This window comes from Flagellimonas alvinocaridis, assembly GCF_004916895.1.
Taxonomy (GTDB): domain Bacteria; phylum Bacteroidota; class Bacteroidia; order Flavobacteriales; family Flavobacteriaceae; genus Flagellimonas; species Flagellimonas alvinocaridis.
In genome coordinates, this window is the sequence record NZ_SNTZ01000001.1 from 1114681 (window position 1) to 1127537 (window position 12857).

Below are 12857 nucleotides of genomic sequence, written 5' to 3' on the forward strand. Positions count from 1 at the left end.
CCAATTGTTTAAATCAAACCTATATGCTGAACAAAAGCATCAAATTTCTCATAGAGAACAAATTAGTGGCCGTTTTACTCCTAATCCTATTTGTAGGATGGGGTACGGTGAACGTTCCATTTGACTGGGATACCGGATTTCTTCCCAAGAACCCTGTCGCAGTGGATGCTATCCCCGACATTGGAGAAAACCAACAGATTGTATTTACCCAGTGGCCCGGGCGGTCACCCCAGGATATGGAAGACCAGGTCACCTATCCGTTGACCACTTCGTTGTTGGGTATCCCGGGAGTAAAGACCATACGGAGTTCGTCCATGTTCGGACTGTCCAGTATCTATATCATTTTTGAGGAAGATGTGGAATTTTATTGGAGCCGGAGCCGTATTCTGGAAAAACTGAATTCTCTGCCCAATAATCTTTTGCCCAGTGGGGTAAATCCGGCATTGGGTCCCGATGCCACTGCCTTGGGACAAATTTTCTGGTACACTTTGGAAGGACGGGACGAAGAAGGCAATGTTACCGGCGGATGGGATTTGCAGGAACTGCGAAGTGTTCAGGATTACTATGTAAAGTATGCCCTGTCATCGGCCAGTGGGGTTTCAGAAGTCGCTTCCATTGGTGGATTTGTGCAGGAATACCAAATTGATGTAAATCCAGAATTGCTCAAACAGTACAATATTGGATTGGATCAAGTGGTAAAGGCCATAAAGCAGAGCAATCGGGATATTGGCGCTCAGACCTTGGAAATCAACAAGGCAGAATATTTGGTCCGTGGACTGGGGTACATCAAATCCTTGGAAGATATTAAGGATGCCGTGGTCACTTCAACCGAGTATACCTCCATAAGAGTACAGGATGTGGCCCATGTATCCTTGGGACCTGCTGTTCGAAGGGGTATTTTGGACAAGGAAGGTGCCGAGGTGGTCGGTGGTGCTGTTGTGGCACGATATGGGGCCAACCCCTTGGAGGTGATCAACAATGTAAAGGAAAAAATAAAGGAGCTCAGCGCCGGATTGCCGTCCAAGGAATTAAAGGATGGTACTACATCGCAGTTGACCATTGTGCCATTTTATGACCGCACGGAACTCATCCAAGAAACCTTGGGCACGTTAAATGAAGCATTGACCTTGGAAATACTGATCACCATTTTGGTGATTGTGGTGATGGTCTTCAACCTGAGGGCGTCTTTATTGATTTCAGGACTATTGCCCGTAGCGGTACTCATGGTCTTCATTTCAATGAAACTGTTTGGGGTGGATGCAAATATCGTGGCTCTTTCCGGAATTGCCATCGCCATTGGCACCATGGTCGATGTTGGGGTTATCCTTTCCGAGAATATTATTCGGCACAGGGATGAGAACACCCAAAACCTACCCATAAACACCGTGGTCTACAATGCCACATCGGAAGTCTCTGGAGCCATATTGACCGCCGTACTGACCACGATTATCAGTTTCATTCCAGTATTTACCATGGTAGGGGCAGAGGGGAAATTGTTCCGTCCACTGGCATTTACCAAGACTATGGCCTTGGCAGCTTCCGTAATTGTTGCTTTGTTCATAATACCCCCTTTTGCAGCCATCATTTTCAAAAGAAAACCGCAGGGGCCTCTCCTAAAATACATTTGGAATGGTGCGCTTATAACCTTGGGTGTTGTAGCGGTTGTTTTTGGACAATGGCTTGGCCTGACCTTGGTGGCTTTTGGAGTTTTGGGCATTTTAAGATTGAAAAAGTTGGTGTCTGAAAAGGATGTTACATGGCTCAATGTGGTCCTCTGCATCACTACCATACTATTTTTATTAGCGACCTATTGGCGGCCCCTTGGTTTTGATAGGAGCATAGCCATCAACCTTATCTTTGTGGGGTTGATTTGTGGGGTACTGTTGGGAGTGTTTTATCTGTTCCGAAAATATTACCATCGGATTTTGTTGTGGGCATTGGAGAACAAACTACTGTTTCTTTCAATTCCTACAGTGATTGTGGTCTTCGGGTTTTTGATCATGCGAAACACAGGTCAAGAATTTATGCCCTCCCTTAACGAAGGCTCTTTTCTGTTGATGCCCACCTCGCTCCCTCATGCCGGGGTAGAGGAAAACAAAAGGGTGTTGCAGCAGTTGGATATGGCCGTGGCCACGATCCCGGAGATTGAAACTGTGGTGGGAAAATCGGGAAGGACCGAATCGGCCTTGGATCCTGCTCCTCTTTCCATGTACGAAAATATGATTCAGTACCGCTCCGAATATGAAAAAAATGAATCAGGCTCCCCGCAGCGTTTTAAGGTAAATGAAGATGGGTATTTTGTGTTGAAGAACGGAAAAGTGGCCGCCAATCCCAATCTCAAAGTTCAGAATGAGACCAATTATGCAAATTCCCATGTAAGTGAACCATTGCGGATTAACAGGAAGTTGCTGACCCCTGATTCCGATGGGGAATATTTTAGGAACTGGCGTCCAGAAATCAAAAACCCGGATGACATCTGGAATGAAATTGTAGGGGTGACCCGATTGCCAGGGATTACTTCGGCTCCCAAATTACAACCCATTGAAACCCGTTTGGTGATGCTTCAGACTGGGATGCGCGCTCCTATGGGAATCAAGGTCAAAGGACAGGATTTGAAGGAAATCGAGGCGTTTGGATTGCAGTTGGAGTCCATCCTCAAAGAAGCTGATGGGGTAAAGGATGAGGCTGTCTTCGCCGATCGTATTGTGGGCAAACCCTATTTATTGATTGATATAGACCGTGAAAAATTGGTGCGATACGGCGTGGTCATTGAAGATGTACAGCAAATTCTTGAGGTGGCCATTGGCGGTATGACCTTGACCCAAACCGTTGAAGGAAGGGAACGTTATGGGGTTCGGGTGCGCTATCCAAGGGAACTCCGGGGAAATCCAACCGATATAGGCAATATTTATGTGCCCGTGGAAAAGGGCAACCCCGTTCCGTTGAGCGAATTGGTCACCATAAAATACGAACAAGGTCCGCAGGTCATTAAAAGTGAAGATACCTTTTTGGTGGGCTATGTACTTTTTGATAAGCTGGATGGTTTTGCCGAAGTGGATGTGGTGGAAAATGCCCAAGCCAAGATTCTGGAAAAAATTGATAGTGGTGCGCTGGTGGTACCCAAAGGGATCAGCTATCAGTTCACGGGGACCTATGAAAACCAGCTACGGGCAGAAAAGACATTGTCCGTTGTGGTGCCTTTGGCCCTATTGATCATTTTCCTCATCCTATATTTCCAATTTCGATCAGTGGCCACTTCCTTGATGGTGTTCACGGGAATTGCCGTGGCCTTTGCCGGAGGATTTTTAATGATATGGCTATACGGTCAGGATTGGTTCTTGAACTTCAGTTTTTTCGGTGAAAATCTACGGGATCTGTTTCAAATGCATCCCATTAATCTGAGTGTTGCGGTGTGGGTCGGGTTCATTGCCCTTTTTGGAATTGCTACGGACGACGGTGTAGTCATGGCCACCTATTTAACGCAGACCTTTCAGAAAAATACCCCTACCTCCTTGGAAGCCATCAGGGAATCAGTTTTGGAAGCTGGGGAGAAGCGTATTAGACCCTGTTTGATGACCACGGCGACTACCATTTTGGCCCTTTTGCCCGTATTGACCAGCACCGGAAGGGGAAGCGATATCATGATTCCCATGGCCATTCCCAGTTTTGGGGGAATGCTGATCGCATTGATCACCCTATTCGTAGTGCCCGTATTGTTCAGTTGGAAAAGCGAGTGGCAACTTAAAACGCAAAATCGATGAAAAAGAATCTCATTTTTATGGCATTTGCCCTTTTGACGGTTGGAATGAATGCGCAGACATTGGAACTGTATCTTCAGGAAGCGGAGCAGAACAATCCATTGATCCAGGCTTTGGAGCTGCGGTACAACATTGCCAAGGAGAAGGTGGATGAGGTGAACACCTTACCCAACACGACCCTAGGCGCGGGTTATTTTGTGAGCGAACCCGAAACACGGACCGGTCCACAGCGGGCCAAATTTTCAGTATCACAGATGCTGCCCTGGTTTGGGACCATTACGGCCCGTGAAAACTATGCCAGTTCTATGGCGGAGACCGAGTATGTGGAAATTGCCATAGCCAAACGTAAATTGGCATTGTCCGTGACCCAATCCTATTACCGATTGTACGCATTGCAGGCTACCCAGGACAAACTCGATGAGAATATTGCTTTGCTCAAAACCTATGAACGCTTGGCCCTTACTTCAGTGGAAGTGGGAAAGGCTTCGGCAGTGGATGTGCTCAAACTTCAAATAAGACAGAACGAACTTCAACAGCAAAGAGAAGTATTGCAGCAACAATACCTAGCGGAACAGGCCGTGTTCAATAACCTATTGAATCGGGATGAGAGCATTTCGATTGAGGTGGTAGACGAAATGGGTATTCCGGAGGAAGACCCCATTCTTGAAAAGGAAGCATTGACCCTGAACCCTGAACTCCTCAAGTACGATCAATTGTACGAATCTGTGGTGCAATCCGAACTGCTCAACCAAAAGGAGAATGCCCCTAGTCTCGGATTTGGATTGGACTATGTGACCGTTTCGGAACGGCCCGATATGAGCTTTAGTGACAATGGCAAGGACATTGTAATGCCCATGGTCACCCTTTCCATTCCCATTTTCAACAATAAGTTCAAGTCCGTGACCAAACAAAACCAAATGCGCCAACAAGAGATCGAGCTGCAAAAACAAGAACGTTTGAATGTATTGGAAAATACGTTTGCCAAAGCGCTTTCACAGCGTAACGAGGCCCGGATTGCTTATTCCATTCAGGCTAAAAATATGGATCAGGCCAAGGATGCCGAGGAAATCCTCATCAAAAATTATGAAACAGGCACCATTGATTTCAATGATGTACTGGACATTCAGGAGTTGCAATTGAAATTTCAACTCAATCAAATACAATCTGTGCAGATGTACTATGTGCAATCTGCCTTGATCAATTATGTAATCAACAAGTAATTTAATTTTAACAAAAATGAGAACAAACATCAGAACAATTATCGGAATCGCATTTGCATCAGCATTGGTATTGACCATATCTTGTAAAGGAAAAACAGAGGAGACAAAGGAAGCTTCCACCGAAGCGACCATGGACCATGAGGGGCATGATATGGACAACATGAACCATGAAAATCATAACATGGGCGACATGGAAACCAAGGATGTGCAAGGCAAAGAGTATACATCTACTTATGTGTGTCCCATGCACTGCGAAGGCAGTGGTAGTGATACAGAAGGGAAATGTCCGGTTTGTGGCATGACCTATGTTTTGAATACGGAGCACATGAAGGACGGGCATACCCATAATTAAGCTTCAAGAACTTTACCCATCCATTATGATCATTAAAGTCAAAAATATGGTGTGCGACCGCTGCAAGAGCGTTTTGAAAGACGAGTTTCAAAAGGCGGACATTGCCGTGGTGAAAATGGATTTGGGTGAGATCCAGTTCTTGGATGATGCATCGCATCGCATGGACGATATTCGGGAGATTTTGGTCAGCAATGGGTTTGAGCTGATTGAGAATCCAAACGACACCCGCATTGCTGAAATCAAAAAGCATGTGCTCCTGGCATTGAACCATGGGGTGGACCGGAATCTCTCGGAGTATCTGTCCGACAAAATGAAAAAGGAATATTCGGTGCTGAGTAAACTCTTCAGTGCCACAGAGGGGATGACCATTGAAAAGTTTTTCATCAGGCTCAAAATTGAAAAGGCCAAGGAACAGATTCAAATGGGCAACAAAACCTTTTCGGAGATTGCCTATGATCTAAACTATGCTAGTGGCAGTCATTTGGCCAAACAGTTCAAGGCCATAACAGGAATGTCCATGGGGGAATATCAAAAACTTCAGCAGTGGGACAGAAAGGCTTGGGACCAAATTGTATAACAATTAACCAAAATTGTAAAAGTAGTTGACCGGAGGATACGGTAGTTTCGATTTAAAAACAAAAACAATGAAGCACACCTATCACATACACGGAATGACCTGTAACGGATGTAGGGGCCATGTGGAAAAAACCCTTTCCGAGGTTGAGGGGGTGATTTCCGCTGAGGTCAATTTGGAAAAGGCCGAAGCCGTGATCACCATGGAGGAGCATATTCCACTGGAACGGTTTCAACAAGCTTTGGAAAAGGATGGGGGCAGGTACAGTATCCATATGCCCGGTCATCACCATCCACCCAAACCCAAGGAAAAGCAAGCGATAAAAAATGGAACCGGGGTCTTTTATTGTCCTATGCATTGCGAGGGGGACAAAACCTATGATAAGCCCGGAGATTGTCCGGTCTGTGGAATGGATTTGGTGGAGGAACAGAATTTGTCCACTCCCTCCTCGGAACAATGGACCTGCCCCATGCACCCTGAAATTATTCGGGACGAACCGGGCAGTTGCCCCATCTGTGGGATGGATTTGGTCCCCAAAAAGCCAGATCTTTCAGCAGAGGAGAAAACGTATAAAAAATTAATCAAAAAATTCTGGCTGGCCTTGGCATTTACCCTGCCTATTTTTTTGATCGCCATGAGTGAAATGGTACCCAACAATCCATTGTACACCATTTTATCACAAAAATATTGGAACTGGGTGCAGTTTGCTCTGTCCCTGCCCGTGGTCTTTTATGCCACTTGGATGTTTTTTGAACGGGCCTACAGAAGCATAAAAACTTGGAACCTGAACATGTTCACTCTCATTGGCATTGGTGCTGGAGTGGCATGGACTTTTAGTGTTTTTGGGATGCTTTTTCCGGATTTCTTCCCGGAACAGTTCAAGACGGAAGCGGGTACGGTACACGTGTATTTTGAGGCCGCAACGGTCATTCTCACCTTGGTGCTTTTGGGTCAGGTATTGGAAGCCAGGGCCCACAGCAAGACCAATTCTGCCGTAAAGGAGCTATTAAAGCTTGCCCCGAACAAAGCAATCAGGGTAATCAATGGAGAAGAGGAGGAAGTACATATCGATGACATTCAGTTAGGGGATATTTTGCGGGTAAAGCCCGGGGAAAAGATTCCTGTGGATGGCGTGGTGATGGAAGGTCAGACAGCCATAGATGAGTCCATGATCACGGGCGAACCCATTCCTGTGAACAAGGAAAAAGGGGATAAGGTAAGCAGTGGTACCATCAACGGGAATACATCCTTCTTGATGAAAACCGAAAAAGTGGGGTCGGACACCCTATTGTCCCAAATCATAAAAATGGTGAACGATGCCAGCCGCAGTAGGGCGCCTATTCAGAAATTGGCCGATACCGTATCTGGATATTTTGTGCCCATTGTGGTGGCCATAGCCGTGGTCACTTTTGGCGTTTGGGCCATTTGGGGACCTGAACCTGCCTATGTATATGCGTTGGTCAATGCCATTGCCGTATTGATCATTGCCTGTCCCTGTGCCCTAGGGCTGGCCACTCCAATGTCCGTTATGGTGGGGGTGGGAAAAGGGGCCCAACATGGCGTTTTGATCAAAAATGCCGAAGCATTGGAAAAAATGAACAAGGTGAATACCCTTATTGTGGACAAGACCGGAACCATTACCGAAGGTAAACCCACCGTTGAAAAAGTTGGGACATTCGGTGATAATGATGAGAACACGGTTCTGCAATACATGGTTTCCTTGAACAACCTTAGCGAGCATCCCTTGGCACAGGCCACTGTGAACTACGGAAAAGAAAAGAATATTGATTTTTTAAAAGCTGATGGATTTGAAGCCGTCACCGGAAAAGGGGTCCAAGGAACCGTAAATGGGAAGAAGACTGCTCTGGGTAATCACAAGATGATGCAGGAAATGGACATAGAGGTGTCTGAAAAGATGGAAGCTGAGGTAAAAACCTATCAACAGCAAGGAAAGACCGTTTCCTATTTGACCATCGATGGAAAAGCGGTGGGTTATGTGGTCATTGGAGATCGTATCAAAAAAACCAGTGCAAAAGCCATCAAGGCATTGCAGGATAAAGGGGTGAGTGTGATCATGCTAACTGGGGACAACCGGGATACCGCCCAAGCCGTGGCCAATGAACTTCATTTGTCAGACTTTGAAGCGGGCATGCTGCCCGAGGACAAGCTTAAAAAAGTATCGGAACTGCAGTCCCAAGGTAGGGTGGTGGCCATGGCCGGAGACGGTATCAATGATGCCCCCGCATTGGCCAAAAGCGATGTTGGGATTGCCATGGGAACAGGTACCGATGTGGCCATGGAAAGTGCCTCCATTACCCTGGTAAAAGGAGATTTGCATGGTATTGTCAAAGCATTCAACCTGAGTGGTGCCGTCATGGGTAATATCAAGCAAAACCTGTTCTTTGCCTTGGTATACAACACCTTGGGGGTTCCTATCGCCGCGGGAGTGCTCTATCCATTTTTTGGATTGTTGCTCTCTCCCATGATAGCCGCCTTGGCCATGAGCTTTAGCTCCGTATCGGTCATTGCCAATGCACTCAGACTTCGAACTAAATCAATCGACTAAATAATGGTAAAACGACAAACAGCAATCAAAATTCGAAAGACCCACAGGTACTTGGGTATCTTTTTGGGGATCCAATTCCTGATGTGGACCATCAGTGGGATGTATTTCAGTTGGACGGACATTGATGAAATCCATGGAGATCATTTCAAACAAATGCCGCCCAAAGTCACATCTTTTTCCAATCTTTTGGGAACGGATAGCTTAAACGGTATTGAAGGGATAGCTTCCATGGAGCTTTTGGAGATTGCTGGTCAACCCTATTATTGGATCAATGGGGCACAGTTGTTCAATGCCAAAACCGGGGAACAAAAGAAAAGTGTAAGTGAAGAAGAGGCCTTACAAGTGGCGGCCGATCATATGCGCCCTGACCTTAAGGTCAGTTCCATTGTCCAGATCAATGAAGTGGGGCCGCATCATGAGTATCGAGGAAGACCTTTGCCCGCCTATGAAATTTCGTACGAGACTTCTGAAGAATTAAAGGCTTATGTGGCTCTGAACAATGGGGCATTTCAAACGGTACGGCACAGGGATTGGCGTTGGTTTGATTTTTTATGGATGACACATACCATGGACTATCAAGGTCGGGATGATTTCAATACCCTATTGCTCCGGGGATTTTCCTTATTGGGACTGATTACGGTATTGAGTGGTTTCTTACTTTGGTTCACGTCTTCCCCATCCGTTCGAAAAGTGGTTAAACAAAAAAATAAATAGCATGAAAAAGAATAGTGTATTTGTTGTAGTGGCAGCCGTGGTTGGACTTCTTTTAGGATATCTGATTTTTGGTTCAAACGCTAGTGATGAGGGTTCTGCCGATGGACATAATCACAGCGAGGAAATGGCATCCGGTCAAATGTGGACCTGTTCCATGCATCCCCAGATCATGCAGCCGGAACCTGGCGATTGTCCTATCTGTGGTATGGATTTGATTCCGGCCAGCTCTTCAGATGAAGGCCTTGCCATGGGACAGATAAGAATGTCAAATAATGCCATGGCACTCGCAGGTGTGGAAACAGTGACCGTGGGTGCTGGGATGACAGGGGAAGGTAGTGTGAAACTCTCTGGAAAAGTGGCCGTCAACCAAGAGGCGGATGCCGTGCAATCGGCCTACTTTAATGGGAGGATAGAAAGGCTCAACATCAATTTTGAAGGGGAAGAGGTGCGAAGGGGGCAACAACTGGCCACCATTTACTCTCCCGAGCTGGTAGCCGCACAACAAGAGTTGATCACTGCGGCGAATTTGAAGGGTTCCCAACCAGCACTTTATGCGGCGGTTCGGAACAAGCTTACCTTTTGGAAACTTTCTGAAAATCAAATCAATGAAATTGAAAGTTCCGGAAAGGTACGTGAGAATTTCCCGGTATATGCCAATGTTTCGGGAGTGGTTTCGGAAATCATGGTCGAAGAAGGGGATTATATAAGCACTGGCTCACCCTTGGTGAAAGTGGCCAATTTAAATTCGGTTTGGGCCGTGTTCGATGCTTACGAGAACCAATTGTCACTTCTTAAGAAAGGACAAAGCATTGAGGTACGAACAAAATCGTACCCCAATGAAGCTTTTAATGCAAAGATTTCTTTTGTGGATCCCTTGCTGAACAGTTCCACCAGGACCCTTGAGGTGCGTGCGAATCTGGATAACAGAAAAGGATTGCTGAAGCCAGGGATGTTTGTCACTGCCGAAATCCAATTGGAGAACGATACCGAAACGGAAGCCCTTACCGTTCCGGAAAGTGCAATTCTTTGGACTGGGGAACGCTCTGTTGTTTATGTAAAGCCAGATTCCGAAGAAGGGATTTTTGAGATGCGCGAAGTGACCTTGGGAAATTTGGTCAATGGGAATTATGTGGTGGTTTCTGGATTGAATTCAGGTGAGGAGGTAGTCGCCAAGGGTGCCTTCACCGTGGATGCGGCTGCACAACTTCAAGGGAAAAAATCCATGATGAATAAAAGCGGGGGAAGAACCATAACCGGACATGAAGGACATGGAGCTGGAATGCAAATGGATATGGAAATCTCAAAAGAAGCCAAGACGGCATTTGACTTATTGTTGGATCCGTATCTTAAACTAAAAGATGCCTTGGTGGCTTCCAATATGGAACAGGTACAACAATTTGCCCGTGAGGGGATGGAGAAAGCCAAACAAATTGCTGCCATGGAAATGGATGAAAAGACAAAGATTCATTTTTCGAAGATTGGGAATCAATTTGCGACTATTGCTTCGGAAAGTTCGTTGGACAGCCAGCGAGATCATTTTGTCCAATTGTCGGAAAACATGATACTGATTGGAAATGGGATAACAGGAATGAGCAAGAAGCTGTATGTACAACAATGTCCTATGGCCAACAAAAGCAAAGGGGCAAATTGGTTGAGTCTAGAGGAGGAAATCAAGAACCCATATTACGGCGAGGCCATGTTGAAATGTGGAAGCACGGTTAGTGTAATAAACTGATAATCAAATACTAAAAAATATCTTACCTCAAGTTTAGTTAATATTTAGCCAATAAAAATCATGGAATTGAAAACTGATATACATTTACTTCAGTTTTTAATTTATTGACTCATGAAACAAGCGAAGTCAACTGGAAAGTCATCTCCTGCCAAAGCTGTAAAAAGCAATGCCAAGAAGACTACCCAAGCTACTGGTAAGAAGAAGTAACTTGTGGTTTTTTGGCCCAAAGGGCCATAACTGAAAAGAAAGAAAAACGCCCTGATGAAAATCAGGGCGTTCCTATTTTAAATCCTATTGGATATTACATCATTCCTGGCATTCCGCCACCACCCATTGGAGGTCCGGCAGGAGTATCTTCCTTGATGTCGGTCAATGCACACTCAGTGGTCAAGATCATACCTGCAACCGAAGCGGCATTTTCCAAAGCGATACGGGTCACTTTCTTAGGGTCGATGATTCCAGCTTTCAACATGTCAACATATTGATCGGCCTTGGCATCGTAACCAAAGTCTTTCTTGCCTTCCAAAACCTTGGAAATTACAACAGAACCTTCACCTCCAGCGTTTTCAACGATGGTACGCAATGGAGCCTCAATGGCCTTGGCCACGATCTGAACCCCAGTGGTTTCGTCCAAAGATTCGGTTTCCAATTTCTCAAGGACTTTCTTAGCACGAACCAAAGCAACACCACCTCCGGCAACGATGCCTTCTTCAACGGCGGCGCGGGTAGCATGCAAAGCATCGTCCACACGGTCTTTCTTCTCTTTCATTTCCACTTCAGAGGCAGCACCTACGTACAATACCGCAACACCGCCAGCCAATTTGGCCAAACGCTCTTGCAATTTTTCCTTGTCGTAATCTGAGGTTGTAGTCTCGATTTGCGCCTTGATTTGGTTTACTCTAGCTTTGATGTCAGTCGCTTTTCCTGAACCGTTTACAATAGTGGTATTGTCCTTATCGATGGTTACGGTCTCGGCAGTACCCAACATATCCAAAGAAGCATTTTCCAAAGAGAAACCTCTTTCTTCAGAGATAACGGTACCTCCGGTCAAGATGGCGATGTCTTCCAACATGGCTTTTCTTCTGTCCCCGAATCCAGGAGCCTTCACAGCGGCAATTTTAAGACCACCTCTCAATTTGTTCACTACCAAAGTGGCCAAAGCTTGTCCTTCAACATCCTCGGCAATGATCAACAACGGTCTTCCTGATTGCGCAACGGGCTCAAGAATAGGAAGGATTTCCTGTAGGTTGGAGATTTTTTTATCGAAAAGAAGAATATAAGGACTCTCCAAATCGGCAATCATTTTGTCAGTATCGGTCACGAAGTAAGGAGAAAGATAACCTCGGTCAAACTGCATTCCCTCTACGACATCTACATAAGTATCGGTACCTTTGGCTTCTTCCACAGTGATGACACCTTCTTTACCTACTTTTTCAAAAGCAGTGGCGATAAGGTCGCCAATGGTATCGTCATTGTTGGAAGAAATAGCGGCAACCTGCTTTATCTTGTCGGTATCGCTACCTACTTTTTTGGCTTGTTTTTCCAAATCGGCTACTAAAGCCTCAACGGCTTTGTCAATACCACGTTTCAAATCCATGGGATTGGCGCCGGCAGCAACGTTTTTCAAACCTTCTTTTACAATTGCTTGGGCCAAAACAGTGGCGGTAGTGGTACCATCACCGGCTTGGTCATTGGTTTTGGAAGCAACTTCCTTCACCATTTGGGCACCCATATCCTCTAGGGCGTCCTCCAATTCAATTTCTTTTGCTACGGATACACCATCCTTGGTCACTTGGGGAGCGCCAAAGGATTTACTGATGATCACGTTTCTTCCCTTGGGACCCAAGGTAACTTTAACGGCTTCGGCCAATTTATCAACGCCTCGTTTCAAGCCGTCACGTGCATCTATATCAAACTTAATGTCTTTTGCCATTTCTT

At 45.8% G+C, this 12857-nt stretch carries 8 protein-coding genes; 7 read left to right on the top strand and 1 reads right to left on the bottom strand.

All coding sequences use genetic code 11. The features are described from left to right. Positions 1 to 23: 23 nt before the first annotated feature. The 7 genes from EZV76_RS05040 (at position 24) to EZV76_RS05070 (ending at position 10919) form a co-directional block, all read left to right on the top strand. The gene (locus tag EZV76_RS05040) at positions 24 to 3761 is read left to right on the top strand and encodes an efflux RND transporter permease subunit (RefSeq protein ID WP_136565472.1); all 3738 of its coding nucleotides are present in this window, start codon (positions 24 to 26) and stop codon (positions 3759 to 3761) included. Further along, entirely contained in the window at positions 3758 to 4978 is a 1221-nt protein-coding gene (locus tag EZV76_RS05045; protein ID WP_136565473.1) for a TolC family protein, read from the top strand. Before EZV76_RS05040 ends, EZV76_RS05045 begins: the two co-directional genes overlap by 4 nt. Positions 4979 to 4994: 16 nt before the next feature. Then, positions 4995 to 5330: a heavy metal-binding domain-containing protein gene (locus EZV76_RS05050; protein WP_136565474.1), complete on the top strand. Its 336-nt coding sequence runs from the start codon at positions 4995 to 4997 to the stop codon at positions 5328 to 5330. 25 nt (positions 5331 to 5355) lie between these two features. Then, a complete protein-coding gene (locus tag EZV76_RS05055; RefSeq protein WP_136565475.1) occupies positions 5356 to 5907 on the top strand; it encodes a helix-turn-helix domain-containing protein in 552 nt (183 codons plus the stop codon). Between the two features lie 67 nt (positions 5908 to 5974). Then, positions 5975 to 8470 (top strand): heavy metal translocating P-type ATPase, encoded by a 2496-nt coding sequence (locus tag EZV76_RS05060; protein ID WP_136565476.1) that lies wholly within the window; start codon positions 5975 to 5977, stop codon positions 8468 to 8470. Positions 8471 to 8473: 3 nt separating this feature from the next. Further along, positions 8474 to 9184 carry a PepSY domain-containing protein gene (locus tag EZV76_RS05065; protein WP_136565477.1) on the top strand — a complete coding sequence of 237 codons (711 nt, stop codon included), beginning with the start codon at positions 8474 to 8476 and terminating at the stop codon, positions 9182 to 9184. A gap of 1 nt (position 9185) precedes the next feature. Continuing rightward, on the top strand, positions 9186 to 10919 hold the full coding sequence (locus EZV76_RS05070) for an efflux RND transporter periplasmic adaptor subunit (protein WP_136565478.1): 1734 nt from the start codon (positions 9186 to 9188) through the stop codon (positions 10917 to 10919). A gap of 301 nt (positions 10920 to 11220) precedes the next feature. Here EZV76_RS05070 and groL read toward each other — a convergent pair whose 3' ends face one another. Then, positions 11221 to 12852, bottom strand: a complete 1632-nt coding sequence (gene groL, locus EZV76_RS05075) for a chaperonin GroEL (protein ID WP_129653473.1) — start codon at positions 12850 to 12852, stop codon at positions 11221 to 11223. Positions 12853 to 12857: the final 5 nt, after the last annotated feature.

Coding starts and splice junctions, on each gene's coding strand:
- EZV76_RS05055 (WP_136565475.1), top strand. CDS start 5,356: ATGATCATTAAAGTCAAAAATATGGTGTGCGACCGCTGCAAGAGCGTT.
- groL (WP_129653473.1), bottom strand. CDS start 12,852: ATGGCAAAAGACATTAAGTTTGATATAGATGCACGTGACGGCTTGAAA.
- EZV76_RS05040 (WP_136565472.1), top strand. CDS start 24: ATGCTGAACAAAAGCATCAAATTTCTCATAGAGAACAAATTAGTGGCC.
- EZV76_RS05050 (WP_136565474.1), top strand. CDS start 4,995: ATGAGAACAAACATCAGAACAATTATCGGAATCGCATTTGCATCAGCA.
- EZV76_RS05070 (WP_136565478.1), top strand. CDS start 9,186: ATGAAAAAGAATAGTGTATTTGTTGTAGTGGCAGCCGTGGTTGGACTT.
- EZV76_RS05045 (WP_136565473.1), top strand. CDS start 3,758: ATGAAAAAGAATCTCATTTTTATGGCATTTGCCCTTTTGACGGTTGGA.
- EZV76_RS05060 (WP_136565476.1), top strand. CDS start 5,975: ATGAAGCACACCTATCACATACACGGAATGACCTGTAACGGATGTAGG.
- EZV76_RS05065 (WP_136565477.1), top strand. CDS start 8,474: ATGGTAAAACGACAAACAGCAATCAAAATTCGAAAGACCCACAGGTAC.